Source organism: Serratia sp. BNK-33-b, assembly GCF_048684565.1.
Taxonomy (GTDB): Bacteria; Pseudomonadota; Gammaproteobacteria; order Enterobacterales; family Enterobacteriaceae; genus Serratia; species Serratia marcescens.
The window spans coordinates 4,858,020-4,874,340 of sequence record NZ_JBLQTZ010000001.1; the positions used below are offsets into that span (position 1 = coordinate 4,858,020).

Sequence of the window (16,321 nt, forward strand, 5' to 3'; positions counted from 1 at the left end):
GCTTGCTCCTCAATTAACGTAATAAAGTCAGCAGCGGCGCCTGTTCCTGCACCGGAGACAGGCCGCTGGTCAACACGTCCACGTAGTCATCGCTGTTGCTGATGATGATCGGCGTGGTGGTGTCATAGCCGGCAGCATGGATCGCCGCCTGGTCGAACTCGATCAGCAGATCGCCCGGGGCGACCCGCTCGCCTTCCCGAACGTGGGCGGTGAAATACGCCCCGTCGAGCTTCACGGTATCGATGCCGACGTGGATGAGAATCTCCGCGCCGTCGTCCGATTCGATGCCGATGGCGTGTTTGGTTTTGAACAGCGACGCCACGCTGCCGCTCACCGGCGCCACTACGCGCCCCTGCTGCGGCGCGATCGCCACCCCTTTCCCCAGCAGGCCGCTGGCGAAGGTCGCGTCGTTCACCTGATCCAGCGGCACGATGTCGCCGGCGATCGGGCTGAGGATGGTCTGTTTGCGGTTAAGCGGCGCGGCGGCTTCAGGCTGCGCCGTCTCTTCCGCCGGCGCGACGCCGAACAGGTAGCTGGCCAGCGCGGCGAACACGAACGACAGCAGGGTGCCGCCGATCGCGCCCCATACCGTGGCGTCGATGCCGCCGTTGGGAATGATTTGCGCGAAGGTGAATACGCTCACCAGGCCGAACGAGTAGACCGAGGTATGAAAGTAGCCGATCACCGCACCGCCCAGCGCGCCGCCGATGCAGCCGAAGATGAATGGGCGTTTGTTCGGCAGCGTGACGCCGTACACCGCCGGCTCGGTGATGCCGAAAATCCCGGCGCCGATGGCCGAAGCGGACAGCGCCCGCAGTTTGGCGTCGCGAGTGCGCAGCATCACGCCCAGCGTGGCGCCGACCTGCCCCATCACCGCCGGCAACAGCAGCGGCACCATGGTGTCGCGCCCCAGCACGCTCAGGTTGTTGATCATCAACGGCACCAATCCCCAATGCAGGCCGAAGATCACGCACACCTGCCACATCGCCCCCATAAAGGCGCCGGCGATGATCGGGTTAAAGGCGTAAATGCTCTGATAGCCGTTGGCCAGCAGGTGGCTGAGCCAGGTTGCCGCCGGGCCGATCAGCAGGAAGGTCAACGGCACGGTGATCGCCAGGCACAGCAGCGGCGTGATGAAATTGCGCAACGCACTGTGGATCACCCGGTTAAACAGCGGCTCCAGGCGGCAGGACACCCAGGCCGCAAAGATGATCGGGATCACCGACGAGCTGTAGTTGATGAAGGTCAGCGGAATGCCGAAGAAATACTCGCGCACCGCGCCCGGCTGCTGCGCCGCTTCGAAGGCCGCCATCATCAGCGGGTGCGTCAGCGCGCCGCCGATCGCCATGGTGACGAACGGGTTGCCGCCAAATTTTTTCCCGGCGGTATAGCCGAGCATGATCGGGAAGAAGTAGAACAGCGCGTCGCTGGCGGCGAACAGCATTTTGAAGGTGCCGCCGCTTTCCAGCAGCCAGCCGCAGGCCAGGCTCAGCGCCAGGAAGCCTTTCAGGATCCCCGAAGCGGCCATCACCCCGAGCAGCGGGGTAAAAATGCCGGACACCAGATCGATAAAGCGGCTGAGCAGGTTGTCTTTTTTATCGTCCGCATCGCTGCCGTTCGACGCACCGTCAGCCAATCCGCCGACCCGATTGACCGCGTCGAACACCTCCGCCACGTGGTTGCCCACCACCACCTGGAACTGGCCGCCGCTCTCCACCACCATGATGACGCCCGGATTTTTCTTCAGCGCTGCCGCGTTGGCGCGATTGTCGTCGCGCAGCTTGAAACGCAGGCGGGTAGCGCAATGCACCAGGCTTTTCACATTGTCGCGGCCACCGACGCCGGCCAAAATCTCACTGGCTAATGTGTCATATTTCATACGGTTATCCTTAGACTTCGCGTTCTGCCGCTCCCCGCCCCGCACTGGCCTGGCGCAGGAGCGAAATTCGGCGCAAAAAAAAACCTAAACCTCGCGGCCTCTGCCCCATCGGGGAACAGAAACGCGAGGTTTAGGTTTTGCCTGCCGTAGCAGTAACAACCCTAAATCGGTTGAGTTATGACGTTAACACCGCGGATTTTGCCGGGGCAAGGCCTTGCGTCGGCAAATTGCCGAACTGTGATCGGGCGGGCAAAACCGATCTGAGGTATCAAATAAGGGCTGTCGCCCTCTATCGGCTTCAGCGCAGCAGTGATATATCGCGCAGGCGGAATAGAGAGGGGCGGAATATCGCCCGCCTCAGGCAAAAACATAAGATTAACTAACCTAATAATTCACTGTCAGGCGAAAGCAAAGCGCTCGTCCATCCACTGTCAATCCCCACTTTTTAGTCACAACCGGCAATCCATAAGGCAAATAGATCGCCAAACTTGATTGCACATCGTTAACATTCCACGATATTCACCCGCGCAAAAATCACCATGCGCAATTGACGATGGTGAAAGAAACATCAGAATGACTAATTAAAACGACTGGACAAAAGTCACGCGGGCGATTATTACTGGTCAACGCGTAATCGATTGTAAGGATGACAGCGACCATGACGTTGCGGACTGAGTTGGGACGGATTCTGATCACCGGCGCCGGCGGCCGGGTAGCCACGGCGTTTCGCCAGGCGATGGGCGATCGCTACGCGCTGCGGTTGGCGGAAAGGGATGTCAGCCTGCTGCGCGATCTGCAGCCCGGCGACGAAGTCATCAGCTTCAACATCGCCGATCTCGACGCCTGCCGCGCGGCCTGCGCCAATATCGACACCGTGTTGCATCTGGCCGCCGATCCCTCCCCCGATGCCGACTTTTGCGGTTCGTTGATGGACAACAACATTCTCGGCACTTTCAATATTTTCCGCGCGGCGAAAGACGCCGGCTGCCGCCGGGTGGTGTTCGCCAGCAGCGCACAGGCAGTGGAAGGCTATCCGCTCGATTACCAAATCCGCCCGGATGACGCGCCGAAACCGAAAAACCTGTACGGCGCCAGCAAGGCGTTCGGCGAAGGCATCGCCGCCTACTTCGCCCATCAGGAAGGGCTTTCCGCCCTGTCGGTGCGCATCGCCAACTTCACCACTCTGAGCCGGGGCGAACAGCTTAGCGCCCGCGACATGAGCGCGTTTCTCAGCCATCGCGACGCCGCCGATCTGCTGGAGCGCTGCATTCGTGTCGACGGGGTGCAATATGCGGTGGTGCACGGGGTTTCCAATAACCGCTATACGCGTTTGTCGCTGGAAGAGACCCGTCGCCTGCTCGGCTACGCCCCGCAGGACGATGCGTTCAGCCTGCTCGGCTTTGAGTGAGCGCGGCGGGGAACCCCGCCGCACGTTATCGTTTAACCGTTGGCGTAGGCCACTTTTTCGGCCTGACGGTGGGTGAACAGCACCAGCAACAGCGCCAATCCGGCAATAATCGCCCCCATCACCGGCACGAAGCTGTATCCCAGCCCGGCGGAGACTACCGCGCCACCGGCGGCGGCGCCCAGCGCATTGCCCAGGTTAAAGGCGCCGATGTTGACCGAGGACGACAGGCCCGGCGCTTCGCTGGCGACACGCATCACGCGCATCTGCAGCGGCGGCACCACGGCAAAGGTCGCCGCGCCCCAAATCACCATGCTGACCGCGGCGCCGATTTCACTGCGCGCCAGGAACGGGATCACCAGCATAATGACCACCAGCAGCAACAGGAAACCTTTCAGCGTCGCGCTTTCGGAGCGGTCGGCGAACTTGCCGCCGAGGTAGTTGCCGATGGAGAAACCGACGCCGATCAACACCAGCATGGACGTCACGAACAGCGGTGTCGCATCGGTGATGTGCTGCAACACCGGCGAGATATAGGTATAGAGCGTGAACATCGCGCCCGCGCCCAGCACGGTCGTCAGCAAGGCGGACAGCACCTGCGGGCGCACCAATACCGACAGCTCGCGTTTCACATCAGGGCGCGCGCCGGCGCTGCCTTGCGGCAACGAGAACCACAGCCCCAGCATGGCGATCACGCCCAGCCCGGCCGTCGCCAGGAACGACATGCGCCAGCCGATGGTTTCACCCAGCCAGGTCGCGGCGGGCACCCCGCCGATATTGGCGATGGTCAGGCCCATAAACATGGTCGCCACGGCGCTGGCCTGTTTCTCCTTCGGCACCACGCTGGCGGCCACCACCGATCCGAGGCCAAAGAACGCGCCGTGGTTCAGGCTGGTGATGATGCGCGACAGCATCAGGGTGGTGTAGTCAGGCGCAACCGCCGACAGCACGTTACCCAGAGTAAAGATCGCCATCAGGAAGATCAGCGCGCTTCTGCGTGCCCGGTGAGAAAGCAGCAACGTCATCAGCGGTGCGCCGACCATCACGCCGACGGCGTAGGCGCTGATCAACATGCCGGCCATCGGGATGGAGACGTCCACCCCTTTGGCGATGGTCGGCAGCAACCCCATCGGGGAAAACTCGGTCGTGCCGATGCCGAACGCCCCCACCGCCAGGGCTAATAAGGGAAAGTTAATTTTCATTCAACAACTCCGGTTAACCGCTGCCGAAGCGCGGGAAAGTTAAGATGCCAAAAGTATGACATTGATCACACCAAAGATAAGCAGGCGGGAGGCTAAAAGACTTTTGCGATTTTGTTAAAAATCGTGGGGGAAAACAGCAGCCGACTCTATCTTAACCACGCACCGACAGGCAATAGCCGCCGTCGCCCGAGCGCACATCGGGTTCATTCTCGCCACCTGCGGCAAGCCGCCATATCGGCCCGCCGGCGGCTACCGCAACTATTGAACACAGAGCAAAAGTGTTTTGTTATTGTGCGCGTTTTTAGAATTAAACGACGAAATATAATGGCCTCAGTAAAACATCAAGGCCCTACGGCCCAATACACACAGAGGGAAGCGCCATGCTTTTTGACTCGTATTCTTTAAACGGTTTATCGCTGAACAATCGCATCGTCATGCCGCCCATGACCCGCTCTCGAGCCGGCGCCGGCGACGTCGCCACCGACATGATGGCTGAATATTATGCCCAGCGCGCCAGCGCCGGGCTGATCGTCAGCGAAGGCACGCAGATTAGCCAGCAAGGCCAGGGTTATGCCTGGACGCCCGGCATTTACACCCCGGAACACATCGCCGGTTGGAAAAAAGTCACCGACGCCGTACATCAGGCCGGCGGCAAGATCTTCGCGCAGCTTTGGCACGTCGGCCGCGTGTCGCATACCATTCTACAGCCTGGCCACGCCGCGCCGGTCTCCTCCTCCGCCATCCAGGCCGATGGGGTCAAGGTATTTGTGGATGTCGAAGGCCGCGGACCGGAACATGGCGTGGGTGAAATGGTGCAACACTCTGCACCGCGCGCCTTAACGCGGGAAGAAATTCCGGCGATCGTCAATGACTACGCTCAGGCGGCCCGCAACGCCATCGCCGCCGGTTTCGACGGCGTAGAGCTGCACGGCGCGAATGGCTATCTGATCAATCAGTTTATCGACTCGCGGGAGAATCAGCGCGACGACGAATACGGCGGTTCACTGCAAAACCGCCTGCGTTTCCTGCGTGAAGTGGCGCAGGCGGTAGCGGACGCCATCGGCAAAGAGAAACTGGGCGTGCGCCTGGCGCCGCTGACCACCCTGATGGGCTCGCAGGACGACACCCCGGAAGCCACCTATCTGGCGGCGGCCAGCGTGCTGAACGATATCGGCGCCGCTTACATTCACATCGCCGAAGCGGACTGGGATGACGCCCCGGTGATGCCGGCGGCGTTCAAAGAATCACTGCGCCTGATTTTCCGCGGCACGCTGATTTACTCGGGCAAATACACGCGTGAACGCGCTGAAGAAGCGCTGGCCAAAGGCTGGGCGGATCTGATCGGCTTCGGCCGTCCGTTCATCGCCAACCCGGATCTGCCTCACCGTTTGCAACACGGGCTGGCGCTGAATGCCCCCATCAAAGAGAAATTCTTCGGCGGCAGCCGGGAAGGCTACACCGATTACCCGGCGATCGGGTAACGATCGCCGACAACGCCGGCTCAAGCCGGCGTTATTTTTTTCTGTGTTTCGATCCAGTCAAGAAATTGCATCATTTTGTCGCTAAAATCCGCGTCATTCGCCTCCCCTGCCGCGTGCGCTAACCAATAGTCCATTTCATCGCGCTGCTCTGCATAAAGCGCCAACAGCTGATCGGCATAGTCGGTTAGCGTTATCGGCCAGAACGGGCTCCCCTCGGCGCGCAACATATTGGTGGCGCGGATCAGCTTCCTGGCCGCTTCGCGCTTTAAGCGCCTCTCATCCGATACCGTCCTTGCCTGCAGCAGTTGCTCCCGATAGCGCGCCAACGCGGGCCGTAAATCAGCATTGACCGCCAGCGCGATGCGCCGATCGGGACGAAACAGCGAAAAAGCGGCGGACACGTCTTCGCCCCACAGGCATCGGCAGTGATGCTTCAGCCAAAATCCCCAGGAATCGTGATGCTCCGGCGCCAACGCTTCATCAACGCTGCCGATGTCAAAGTCGACCTTGCTCACGATCCGCTGCTCCAGCTGAAAGGCTTGCCGCCACGCTTCAAGGCGCTGCAACGCCCCGCTATCGGCCGGCTTGATGAGCAGCAGCGTGATGTCCAGATCGGACACGCCGGGAAGGGCTTCGCCGCGCGCGACGCTGCCGTAGAGGTAAATGCTGTGGATGAGCGCCGGGAATTGGCGCGGCAGCCCCGCCGTCAGCGCCTCCAGCAGCGGGATAAAAGCCTGCTGCAGCGGAAATGCCGTCACCGTGGGAATCAACGCCACCTCATCCCCTCCCATTGCGCACTTTGCCCGCGCGCAGTTCGATGTTCCGCTGCAGTTCGCGCAGCCCGCCGGCCAGGAAGCAGGCTTCCGCCAGCACGAACAGCGGGCCGATGATAAGGCCCGTCACGTCGTCCATAAACGCCGGTTTTCGCCCCTCCCAAAAGTGCCCGACAAACTGAAACAGCCAGCCGATGACGAAGCCGCCGATGCCGACGCTCAGCCACGCCGCCGTCGACAGCGACGCCACCCAGGCGCCGAACACGAGGCACAGCAGCAGCAACGCCAGCATCAGAATGCCAAGGCGCAGATTCAACCGCAGGTAATAAAGGGCCGAAACGATAACCGCCGCGCAAGCCGGCGAAAACGGCAGCCACCCCGCGCCCCATACCGGCCGGGAGAGCAGCGCCAGCAGGCTGACGACGATCAGGGGGATGCCGATAAAATGCGTGGCGATATTGCGCGCATCGCGGTGATAGGCGGCATAAGCGGCAAGGTGATCTTCCAGACTTCGCATGTTGACCTCCGAATGACGCGCACGGCCGAGCTTGCTCATTGCATTAAAGATAGCCGTATCGTTCAGCATAGGAAAATGGTCAGGGATTGGCGGAAGATCACAGGAGTCGAACCTGCCCAGGACCGCTGGCGGCCCCAACCGGATTTGAAGTCCGGCCGCCCCACCGGGGACGAGGATCTTCCTTGGAGAAGAGGGAAGCAAGGCGCTGATTATAGCGCAGTTTGTTCGCTGCGCTAAGCGGGAAATGGGGGCCGCCGGCGATTCGGCGGCCGGGGAGCGCTACTTCAGAAAATCCTTCACGTCCAGCAGGATGAACTCGTTGTCATCCGCCATATTGGGCTGGCGGCTGGAGGAGAAAGGGAAGTTGTTGTCGTTGCCGACGATGATGTGGTTGGCGTCCACCACGTCCACGTTCTCGATGGTGAAGAACGGGAAGGTCAGCACGCCGTCGTTCAGCGGCTTGCGCGCCAGCTTGTTCGGATCCTGAATGTTCATCAGGTCGATATAACCCAGTTTCTCGACCGATTTGCCGACGTTGGCGTCCGAGAAGGCGATTTTATACACCCGCTTGAACTTGGCCACCTGGCTGAAGCAGTTGTCGGTTGGCGCGCCGGCGGCGCAGGCTTTATCCGGCGTGCCTTCGCCGTTGTCGCGCTCAATCACCAGCCCGTGGGTGGCGTCGATCATGTTGAAATCGCCGATGGCGTTCTGGTTGTCTTCCAGCACGTACTGCCAGCTGCGGCCGGTCCAGGCCTGCCGTTTGACGTCGAACTCCAGCACCCGCAGGTAGCGTTTGCCGCCGACGTTCTCGAACTGCTCGCCGTCCCACAACGCCCCTTCCAGCAGCGGGTACAGCTTGCTGCCGTCCGGCGAGGCGGCCATGCCTTCAAAGCCCTTGGAACGCGCCACCTGGAAGTTTTGCTTGCCGTCCGGCGCGCCCGGCAGGGTCAGCGTCGGGTTGTCCGGCGATTTCACTACTTTGCCATCCACCAGGGTGTCGAACACCGCCAGCACTTTGCCGTTCAGGTCGGCCTTGATCAGGTAAGGCCCAAACTCTTCACCGATCCACAAGGCATCGTCGGCAAACTGGAAGCTTTCCGGATCGAAATCGCTGCCGGTCAGATAGCGCTGCTCGGTGCTCTCGTTGATGATGTGGAACGGCACCTTTTTATCCGGATCGTGCAGGAACACCGTCTTCAGCGGCGCAACCGTGCCGTCTTTGAAATCGATCTTGTAGTGGTTGAGGTACAGCATAGCGTCCGGGGAGTTGGCCTTGCTGCCGAAACCGTTGTCGGTCAGCACCCAGTAGGTGCCGTCGGGCATGTGTTTGATGCCGGAGTGGCCCTGCAGCGGCTGGCCGTTGATCGGCAGGCCGATCCCGGTCAGGCGATCGGCGGATTTGCCCGCCACGCTGCCCAGCTCGGTGACGCGTTTGCCGCTGGTGTATTTGCCGCTCTGCTGCAGATCGCTCGGCGCGTCCTTCGGTGTGGCAACGGCGGATTTTACCGGCAGCAGCGCATGCCCGGCCAGCGTCGCCTGCACCGGCTGCGCCTCGGCCCACAGGTTGGCGCTCAGCGCCATGCAGCCGACCAGCAGCGCCAGCCGGGTTTTGGTGTTGTGCATGTCATTGTCCCTTTTCGTTGTTATCGCCCAGAAGTAAAAGCAACGTCACTATAGGGAGCGGCAATGACAGAAATATTATTCGGCGAACGCCCGCCGGTAGCTGTGCGGGTGGAAGCGCCAGGTAATAGCGATCAGCACCACCACCAGCAGCGCATGGATTTGCCAGTCCAGCACGAAGCCGCCGCTGTAGTCGCGCAGCAGGCCGGAGAGGTAGGGCGTGACGCCCGCCAGCAGAAAACCGACGCCCTGCATAAAGGCCACCAGCCGCCCTGCCGCCGCCGGCTGGTGCAGGTGATCGAGCGCCAGCACCAGGCACAGCGGGAACGCGCCGCCCAGCCCCAGCCCGGAAACCAACACCCACAGCCACGGCAGCGTTTGCGGCAGGTAAATCAGGCCGATAAAGCCGATCAGCTGCATCATCAGCGCCAGCAACAGCAGCGGCCGCCGGTCATGATTGCGCGCCAGCGCCGGCAGCAGCAACGCGCCCAATACCTGGCCGAAGGTCATCAGCGCCAGCAGCGAACCGCTGGCCTGCGGCTGCCAGCCAAGCTGCATGTAATACGGCGGCAGCCAGGCGATCAGGCTGGTATAGCCGCCGTTGATCAGGCCGAAATAGGCGCCGAGCAGCCAGGCGCGCCGGTTGCGCAGCAGGCTTGGGCCGCGGTGTTCTCCCGCCGCGCCCAGGCGAGACAGCCCCCGACTGACCGGCCACCAGGCCACTAGCGCCACCAGGGCCGGCAACGCCCACCAGGCCAGCGCGCTGTGCCAGTCGTGCCCCGCGCTCATCAGCCACGGGGTGATCGCCGCCCCCAGCCCGCCGCCGCCCATCAGCGCCGCCGACCACAGCCCGGCCACCAGCGCCATGCTTTTCAGGAAGTGATGCTTGATGATGCCGGGCATCACCGCCTGGATCACCCCGATACCAAGCCCGCCCAGCACCGCGCTCATCAGCAGTTGCACGCTGCCGGGGGCCAGTTCGCGCCAAAGCGCGCCCAGCCCGATCGCCAGCAGGCTCAACGTCACGGCGCTGCGTTCGCTGAACAGCCGATTGATGGCGCCGCCCGCCAGCGCCATCAGCCCCATCATCAGCACCGGCAGCGTGGTCAGCAGCGCCGCGCCGCCAAAGCTCAGCCCGGTGGCCTGACGCAGCGTCGGCAGCAACGGGCCGATCGAGGTCAACAGCGGCCGCATGTTCAGGCCGATCAACACCAGCGCCAGCAACAAAGGGTTGAGCCAGCGGCGCGGGGAAGGTGAATTAACAGAATGATTTAACACGGCATATTCCTGGTACTGCGAAATGAAGAGTGCGGCGTCACAGCGCGATCGCCGCAGCGTTGCGTTACTGTAGGCAACGCCGCTAGTATTGGGAAATTAAATAATAAAATAGCCAACAGTGGGAAAATGAATCGCTACCCGATGTTCAATCCGCAGCTGCTGCTCAGCTTCGTCGCCGTGTGCGACAGCAACAGCTTCACCCGCGCCGCAGAGCGGGTGTTTTTGTCGCAGTCCACCGTCAGCCAGCAGGTGCGCCGGCTGGAAGAGATGCTGGGCAAGCCGCTGTTTGAGCGTTCCTCGCACCAGGTGCTGCTGACCGAAGAAGGCGTCAAGCTGTTGAGCTACGCGCGCCGCATTATCGCGCTGAATGAAGAAGCCCATGACGCGCTGACCGGCATCTGGCGCGACGGCGTGCTGCGGATCGGCATGCCGGAGGATTTCGCCGTGCCCACCACCGAACTGCTGGCCGACTTCAGCCGCGAGCACCCGCACCTGCGGCTGGACGTCGCCAGCGGCCTGAGCGCCGATCTGCACAGCGCCTACGCGCGTGAAGAGCTGGATCTGATCCTGGTGAAACAGCGCCGCCGGCAACCGCCGCGCGCCGCGCGGCCGGAACCGCTGCTGTGGCTGGACAGCCTGGCCTTCCCGGCCATCGAGCAATCGCCGGTGCCGCTGGCGGTATTTCCACTGAACGGCCTGTACCGCGACGAGCTGTGCCAGGCGCTCGACAACCTCGGCAAACGCTGGCGCATCGGCTACAGCAGCGCCAGCCTGGCGGCGCTGACCGCCGCTTCGGCCGCCGGGCTGGGCGTCACCCTGCTGCCGGCCGGCTGCCGTTTGCCGACGCACCGGGTGCTGGGCGGAGCCGAAGGATTGCCGCCGATAGACAGCTTCGAACTGGCGCTCTACTACCGCGACGGCGCCCCTGCCGCCACGCTGGCGCTGGCCCAGCGGCTAACGGTGTTTTGCGGGCTGAAGTAAGGCAGCTTACGCCACTATCTGCGGATGTTCGTGCTGCAGCCAGTCGATAATCCGTACCCACAGCGCTTCTGTCTGCTCAAGGCAAGCCTGTACCGCCGCGTCCGTCACCAAGTCGCCGGAATAATCCGCCACGTTGCGCTGTTTTCGCAATGCATCCAGGCAGATCATTTCCTCTCGCGGCAGCCCTACGGTGAGCGGCAACGATTGGATCATGATCTGGTGATGGCCGGGTTTGCTGGTCAGCGTGCGGTATCCTTTGGCTTGCAAAGCGGCATTCGCCATTTGCATGACCGCTTTATATGCCGTGTCGAAACGGCTCTCATTGCTGAGCTGAGTGATACCCGCATCGCGTCGATTGCGAGCGGCGGCGGCCAGTAATTTTTTAATCGCCCCCGCGTCAGGCGTTATCACCTCCAGTCCCAGCCCGACCAGATTGTCCAGCGTCATCCTTGTCTCCCGCAATCCAAAGTTGGGGTTTCTGCATAATGTCCTGTATAAACGCGGAGTTCTCGGCCAAAGCCGCTCGCCACTCTTCTGGCGAGTACAGTTTGGGGTTAATTTCCCGACCCAGCGTTGCCTGCAGCGGGTAAACCGCCTGAATCACCTCCGCAAAAGACAGTTTGCCGACAATCAGAACATCGATATCACTGGCCGCCGTCGCTTTGCCACTGGCGACAGAACCAAAAATAAAAGCGCGTTCAATAGCTTCGCCAAACGCTGCCAATGTCTGCCTTAAGCACTCCGCCGGCCCGCAAACCTTGCGGAAAATCGCCGCCAGCTCAGGGAAAATCAGGCAATCGGCGTTGGCCTGATAGCAAATTTGGTTGCCCTGCCGCTGCCTGAGCAAGATGCCGCTCTCCGCCAACCTGCTCAACTCTTTATGTAAAGTGCCGGCCTGAGTTGCGGTGCGCCGCGCAATTTCTCGCACATGAAACGCACGCCCGGCTTCAATAAACAGCAGGCTTAGCACTTTTCTACGGTATTCGCTGAACAGCAACTCGAGCATCGGATCGTGCATAACGCTAACCTCATGTAGCTTTAATGGCTACAAATGTAGCCATTAAAGCTACGAAAGAGCAAGCCAGGAAAATCCTTGCCCCGGCGCACGCCGGTCATTACCAAATCGAATAGTCACCAGTGGCAAATGTCGCTGCCAACCGGCCGGTTCCTCTCCTAAATTGGAGGATGTTTTCACCCCTCACCTCTGGATTAAGGAACCGAACGTGGAAAACCCTCAGCAACCGGGCCGCAGAGCCTTCCTCAGCCAAACCGGCAAACTCACCACCGCCTGCGCGGTGATCGGCCTGACAGGCGGCATGGCGCAGGCCGCTTCGCCTGGCGGCGAGCCGTGTGCGCCAACGCCGATGACCCTGACCGATCGCCACTACTGCCTGAGTGAGGTGCGGCTGGAAGACGGCTTTGAATACGACGGCGAAACGGTGATCGGCACCCGCACCGCGCTGTACACGCTTGAGATCAAAGACGGCAAGATCGCCGCCATTCACGCCGCCAACGCCGCGTTGCCCGCCGGCGTGCCCCGCTATAAGGCGCAGGGCCAGCTGCTGCTGCCGGCGTTCCGCGATATGCACATCCACCTGGACAAAACCTTCTACAGCGGCCCGTGGCAGGCGCCGCGCCCGCGCCAGGGCAAAACCATCATGGACATGATCGCGCTGGAGCAGACGCTGATCCCGAAACTGCTGCCCACCTCGCAGCAGCGGGCGGAAAACCTGATTGCCCTGCTGCAGTCCAAAGGCAGCACCGTGGCGCGCAGCCACTGCAATATCGATCCGGTCAGCGGCCTGAAAAGCCTGGAGCACCTGCAGCGCGCGCTGGAAAACCACCGGGCGGACTTCAGCTGTGAAATCGTCGCCTTCCCGCAGCACGGCCTGTTGCACTCCAGGGTCGACGCGCTGATGCGCGAAGCGATGCAGATGGGCGTGCAGTACGTCGGCGGGCTGGATCCGACCAACGTCGACGGCGCGATGGAGAAATCGCTCGACGCCATGTTCCAGATCGCCCTCGATACCGGCAAAGGCGTGGATATCCACCTGCATGAAACCAGCCCGGCCGGGGTCGCCGCCATCAACTACATGATCGCCACCGTGGAGAAAAACCCGGCGCTGCGCGGCAAGGTCACCATCAGCCACGCTTTCGCCCTGACCACGCTGACGCCGGGCGAACTGGCGGAAACCGCCACCCGGCTGGCGGCGCAGCAGATCACCATCGCCTCCACGGTGCCGATCGGCGGCCTGATGATGCCGTTGCCGCAGCTCAGCGAGAAAGGGGTGTTCGTGATGACCGGCACCGACAGCGTAATCGATCACTGGTCGCCGTTCGGCACCGGCGACATCCTGGAGAAGGCCAACCTGTACGCCCAGCTGTACCGCGGCTCCGACGAGTATCACCTGTCGCGCGCCATGGCCATCTCCACCGGCGGCGTGCTGCCGCTGGACGATAAGGGGCAGCGCGCCTGGCCGAAAGCCGGCGACGCCGCCGAGTTCGTGCTGGTCAACGCCAGCTGTTCCGCCGAGGCGGTCGCCCGTCTGCCGGCGCGCAGCGCCACCTTCCATCGGGGGCGCCTGGTGGCCGGTCAGGTGAGCAAAGCCTAAGGTCGGTCCGCTGTTGTCATCATGATGGCCGTTTTTGGCCTTCTGTCCGAGTAAGGCGCGGCGCAAGATGGTCGCTACACACACTGGCAGAGGGCCGAAAATGTCACAGAGCGCGTTATTGATCATCGATGTCCAGCAATCATTCCAGCACCGTCCATTCTGGCAGGGGGACGATCTGCCGGCGTTTCAACAGGCTCTGACCCGCCTGATCGCGGGCTGCCGACAACGCGGCGCGGCGCTGGTCGACGTGCTGCACGTCTCGCCGCAGGGGCCGTTCTCACTGGCTTCAGGCCACGTGCAGCGTCTGCCGTTCCTCACCCACCAGGCGGATGTCACCGTGCATAAGCATGTGCACAATGCGCTGACCGAATCCGGCCTCGACGCCTGGCTGCGCGAGCGGGACATCACCCACCTGATCGTCTCCGGCATCCGCACCGAACAGTGCTGCGAAACCACCACCCGGGTGGCGTCCGATCTCGGTTATCGGGTGACTTTCGTCACCGAGGCGACGCTGACCTTCCCGATGCGCCATCCCGACGGCGAAGTCTTTACCCCCGCGCAGTTGAAGCGGCATACTGAAACCGTACTGGTCGATCGTTTCGCCCGCATCGCCAGCGTGGATGAGGCGCTGGCGCAACTCGCACAGGAGTAATCATGTCGCAGGCCGTCTATTTTCTGCTGTTGCCCAACGTGCTGTCGCTGGACGTCAGCGGCCCGGCGGAAACCCTGCGCCTCGCCGGGCAGTTCAGCCTGCGTTATCTCAGCCCGGCGCCGCAGATCGTCTGTTCCATCGGCATGACACTGAGCGGCCTGCAGCCGTTGCCCGAACGCCTGGACGACGGCGCTATCCTGGTGCTGCCGGGGGTCGGCGATTCGCAGCGCTATTTCGCCGGGGAAGAGGCCGAGCAGGCGCGTCGCTGGCTGGCGACGCTGCGGCCCGATCTGCAGCGGCAGCGCATCACCCTGGTGTGCATCTGTTCCGGCGCGCTGCTGGCGGCGCAGGCCGGGTTGCTCGACGGCTATCAGTGCACCACCCACCACGACGTTATCGAGCGTATCCGCCGGCAGGCGCCGGCGGCGCAGGTGAAAGAGAACCGCATCTTCGTTGAAGACCGCGGCGTCTACACCAGCGCGGGCATCACCACCGGCATCGATTTGGCGCTGCACCTGGTCCACCGCCACTGCGGCTCCGGCCGGGCGCGCGACGTCGCCCGCGACATGGTGGTCTATTTCCGCCGCGCCGGCGACGATCCGCAGCTGTCGCCCTGGCTGCGTTACCGCAACCACCTGCACCCGGCGGTGCACCGCGCGCAGGACGTGATGGCCGCCGAGCCGGAGGCCGACTGGTCGGTGCCGCAGATAGCGGAGAAGGCGCACGTCAGCAGCCGCCATCTGGCGCGGCTGTTTCGCAGCCACGTCGGCATCAGCGTACGGGAATATCATGAACAGCTGCGGTTGGCGGTGGCGCAACAGCGCCTGCAGCAAGGATATGGCTTGGAGAAGGCCGCACTGGCGGCCGGTTTTTCCTCCGGGCGGCAGCTGCGCCGCGCCCAGCAGCGCCAGCGCTCGCCGCTATGACACCAGCCGGCGGGTATCCAGCCGCTGCAGGCCGACAGACAGCAGCAGGCTGAGCCCCAGCGCCACGCCGAACACCCAGAAGATATCCAGCAGCGGGTGGCCGGTGAAATCCAGGTGCCGATTGCGCATCACGTTGACGATCAGGGCGTGAAAACCGTAAATCGCCAGCGAATGGCGGGAAAACGCGCTCAGCCAGCCGATCGGCTGCGGCAGACAGTGTTTCACCCACACCAGCAGCGCCACCGCCGCCATAAACACCAGCGGGCCGCTGTAGATGTAGTAGGTATCGGCGAAGTTGCCGTTGATGAACAGCTGATGTTTGGTGCCACGTGCGATCAGCGCCACGCACAGCGCAAATCCCAACGCCGCCAGCCAACCCACGGCGCGCCCGCGCGTCTCCATCATGCCAATCGCCCGCCCGGCCAACGCATACAGCAGGTAGTAGAAGGTATCGCCGTAGATATACAGGTTAACCGGCAGCAGATGCGCGTTGCCGAAGGTCAGCTTGTCGGTATTCGGGTTGGCGATCGCCGCCAACACCACCAGCGCGGCGGCCAGGTAGCGGCGCGACACCGGTTTGACGCTGATCAGCGGCGACAGCAGGTAAATCACTGCAATGGCGTAGAAAAACCACAGATGATAGAACACCGGCTTTTGCAAAATGCCGCGCAGCGACGGCCAGAAACCGATCTTGGTGAAGGCCGCGATGTAGATCAGCGCGATGGCGCTGTAGAACAGAATGCAGCAGGCGATGCGGGTGAAATGCCGCCGGCCGGCGTTCTTTTCGCCGAAGAACAGGTAGCCGGAAATCATAAAGAACAGCGGCACCGACACGCGCGACAGCGAGTTCAGCACGTTGGCTATATCCCAGTTGTGCAGCCCTATCGCCGCGCCGTTGGTGACGTAATAGGTGGTGGCGTGGATCATCACCACCATCATGCACGCCATCGCCCGCAGGTTGTCTATCCAGCCGATTTTCTCGCTCAAACGCTCGC

At 62.4% G+C, this 16,321-nt stretch carries 15 protein-coding genes and 1 tRNA gene; 6 read left to right on the forward strand and 10 right to left on the reverse strand.

What is annotated here, in order from left to right; all coding sequences use genetic code 11:
* Positions 1-13: 13 nt before the first annotated feature.
* A complete protein-coding gene (gene bglF, locus ACMGGK_RS23460; RefSeq protein ID WP_420277334.1) occupies positions 14-1,879 on the reverse strand; it encodes a PTS beta-glucoside transporter subunit IIABC in 1,866 nt (621 codons plus the stop codon).
* Positions 1,880-2,537: 658 nt separating this feature from the next.
* Between bglF and ACMGGK_RS23465 the strand changes: the two genes are divergently transcribed.
* Positions 2,538-3,287 carry an NAD-dependent epimerase/dehydratase family protein gene (locus tag ACMGGK_RS23465; RefSeq protein ID WP_151254309.1) on the forward strand — a complete coding sequence of 250 codons (750 nt, stop codon included), beginning with the start codon at positions 2,538-2,540 and terminating at the stop codon, positions 3,285-3,287.
* A gap of 32 nt (positions 3,288-3,319) precedes the next feature.
* On the opposite strand, the gene ACMGGK_RS23470 is transcribed toward ACMGGK_RS23465, so the two are convergent.
* Positions 3,320-4,486, reverse strand: coding sequence for an MFS transporter (locus tag ACMGGK_RS23470; RefSeq protein WP_004934092.1), 1,167 nt, complete (start codon positions 4,484-4,486; stop codon positions 3,320-3,322).
* 380 nt (positions 4,487-4,866) lie between these two features.
* On the opposite strand from ACMGGK_RS23470, the gene ACMGGK_RS23475 reads away from it, so the two are divergent.
* Positions 4,867-5,967, forward strand: a complete 1,101-nt coding sequence (locus tag ACMGGK_RS23475) for an alkene reductase (RefSeq protein ID WP_004934091.1) — start codon at positions 4,867-4,869, stop codon at positions 5,965-5,967.
* A 20-nt stretch (positions 5,968-5,987) separates the two neighbouring features.
* Here ACMGGK_RS23475 and ACMGGK_RS23480 read toward each other — a convergent pair whose 3' ends face one another.
* The 5 genes from ACMGGK_RS23480 to ACMGGK_RS23500 form a co-directional block, all read right to left on the reverse strand.
* The gene (locus ACMGGK_RS23480) at positions 5,988-6,743 is read right to left on the reverse strand and encodes a nucleotidyltransferase domain-containing protein (protein WP_240430175.1); all 756 of its coding nucleotides are present in this window, start codon (positions 6,741-6,743) and stop codon (positions 5,988-5,990) included.
* Position 6,744: 1 nt separating this feature from the next.
* On the reverse strand, positions 6,745-7,257 hold the full coding sequence (locus ACMGGK_RS23485) for a DUF962 domain-containing protein (protein ID WP_143778371.1): 513 nt from the start codon (positions 7,255-7,257) through the stop codon (positions 6,745-6,747).
* An 87-nt stretch (positions 7,258-7,344) separates the two neighbouring features.
* Positions 7,345-7,439, reverse strand: a tRNA-Sec gene (locus ACMGGK_RS23490).
* 97 nt (positions 7,440-7,536) lie between these two features.
* The gene (locus tag ACMGGK_RS23495; RefSeq protein ID WP_420277337.1) at positions 7,537-8,880 is read right to left on the reverse strand and encodes an esterase-like activity of phytase family protein; all 1,344 of its coding nucleotides are present in this window, start codon (positions 8,878-8,880) and stop codon (positions 7,537-7,539) included.
* A 75-nt stretch (positions 8,881-8,955) separates the two neighbouring features.
* The gene (locus ACMGGK_RS23500) at positions 8,956-10,155 is read right to left on the reverse strand and encodes a cyanate transporter (RefSeq protein ID WP_049299607.1); all 1,200 of its coding nucleotides are present in this window, start codon (positions 10,153-10,155) and stop codon (positions 8,956-8,958) included.
* Between the two features lie 126 nt (positions 10,156-10,281).
* On the opposite strand from ACMGGK_RS23500, the gene ACMGGK_RS23505 reads away from it, so the two are divergent.
* On the forward strand, positions 10,282-11,136 hold the full coding sequence (locus ACMGGK_RS23505) for a LysR family transcriptional regulator (RefSeq protein ID WP_033639068.1): 855 nt from the start codon (positions 10,282-10,284) through the stop codon (positions 11,134-11,136).
* A gap of 6 nt (positions 11,137-11,142) precedes the next feature.
* Here the strand turns inward: ACMGGK_RS23505 and ACMGGK_RS23510 are convergent, their stop codons facing one another.
* Together ACMGGK_RS23510 and ACMGGK_RS23515 are read right to left on the reverse strand one after the other, a co-directional pair.
* Positions 11,143-11,583, reverse strand: coding sequence for a hypothetical protein (locus ACMGGK_RS23510; RefSeq protein WP_033639069.1), 441 nt, complete (start codon positions 11,581-11,583; stop codon positions 11,143-11,145).
* On the reverse strand, positions 11,534-12,154 hold the full coding sequence (locus ACMGGK_RS23515) for a nucleotidyltransferase domain-containing protein (protein ID WP_016929554.1): 621 nt from the start codon (positions 12,152-12,154) through the stop codon (positions 11,534-11,536). Before ACMGGK_RS23515 ends, ACMGGK_RS23510 begins: the two co-directional genes overlap by 50 nt.
* 205 nt (positions 12,155-12,359) lie before the next feature.
* On the opposite strand from ACMGGK_RS23515, the gene ACMGGK_RS23520 reads away from it, so the two are divergent.
* The 3 genes from ACMGGK_RS23520 to ACMGGK_RS23530 all read left to right on the forward strand — a co-directional run bounded on the left by ACMGGK_RS23520 (position 12,360) and on the right by ACMGGK_RS23530 (position 15,326).
* Positions 12,360-13,748 (forward strand): amidohydrolase family protein, encoded by a 1,389-nt coding sequence (locus tag ACMGGK_RS23520; RefSeq protein ID WP_097103023.1) that lies wholly within the window; start codon positions 12,360-12,362, stop codon positions 13,746-13,748.
* A gap of 100 nt (positions 13,749-13,848) precedes the next feature.
* On the forward strand, positions 13,849-14,400 hold the full coding sequence (locus ACMGGK_RS23525) for a cysteine hydrolase family protein (protein ID WP_420277339.1): 552 nt from the start codon (positions 13,849-13,851) through the stop codon (positions 14,398-14,400).
* Between the two features lie 2 nt (positions 14,401-14,402).
* Positions 14,403-15,326 carry a GlxA family transcriptional regulator gene (locus ACMGGK_RS23530; protein WP_049299609.1) on the forward strand — a complete coding sequence of 308 codons (924 nt, stop codon included), beginning with the start codon at positions 14,403-14,405 and terminating at the stop codon, positions 15,324-15,326.
* Here the strand turns inward: ACMGGK_RS23530 and ACMGGK_RS23535 are convergent.
* A complete protein-coding gene (locus ACMGGK_RS23535; protein ID WP_197759014.1) occupies positions 15,321-16,313 on the reverse strand; it encodes an acyltransferase in 993 nt (330 codons plus the stop codon). The two genes, ACMGGK_RS23530 and ACMGGK_RS23535, sit on opposite strands and share 6 nt — an antisense overlap.
* Positions 16,314-16,321 lie beyond the last annotated feature (8 nt).

What these genes read in the sequence shown, in the direction of transcription:
- ACMGGK_RS23485 (WP_143778371.1), bottom strand. Translation starts at nt 7,257, where the DNA reads ATGCGAAGTCTGGAAGATCACCTTGCCGCTTATGCCGCCTATCACCGC.
- ACMGGK_RS23505 (WP_033639068.1), top strand. Translation starts at nt 10,282, where the DNA reads ATGAATCGCTACCCGATGTTCAATCCGCAGCTGCTGCTCAGCTTCGTC.
- bglF (WP_420277334.1), bottom strand. Translation starts at nt 1,879, where the DNA reads ATGAAATATGACACATTAGCCAGTGAGATTTTGGCCGGCGTCGGTGGC.
- ACMGGK_RS23495 (WP_420277337.1), bottom strand. Translation starts at nt 8,880, where the DNA reads ATGCACAACACCAAAACCCGGCTGGCGCTGCTGGTCGGCTGCATGGCG.
- ACMGGK_RS23515 (WP_016929554.1), bottom strand. Translation starts at nt 12,154, where the DNA reads ATGCACGATCCGATGCTCGAGTTGCTGTTCAGCGAATACCGTAGAAAA.
- ACMGGK_RS23470 (WP_004934092.1), bottom strand. Translation starts at nt 4,486, where the DNA reads ATGAAAATTAACTTTCCCTTATTAGCCCTGGCGGTGGGGGCGTTCGGC.
- ACMGGK_RS23510 (WP_033639069.1), bottom strand. Translation starts at nt 11,583, where the DNA reads ATGACGCTGGACAATCTGGTCGGGCTGGGACTGGAGGTGATAACGCCT.
- ACMGGK_RS23465 (WP_151254309.1), top strand. Translation starts at nt 2,538, where the DNA reads ATGACGTTGCGGACTGAGTTGGGACGGATTCTGATCACCGGCGCCGGC.
- ACMGGK_RS23530 (WP_049299609.1), top strand. Translation starts at nt 14,403, where the DNA reads ATGTCGCAGGCCGTCTATTTTCTGCTGTTGCCCAACGTGCTGTCGCTG.
- ACMGGK_RS23525 (WP_420277339.1), top strand. Translation starts at nt 13,849, where the DNA reads ATGTCACAGAGCGCGTTATTGATCATCGATGTCCAGCAATCATTCCAG.
- ACMGGK_RS23475 (WP_004934091.1), top strand. Translation starts at nt 4,867, where the DNA reads ATGCTTTTTGACTCGTATTCTTTAAACGGTTTATCGCTGAACAATCGC.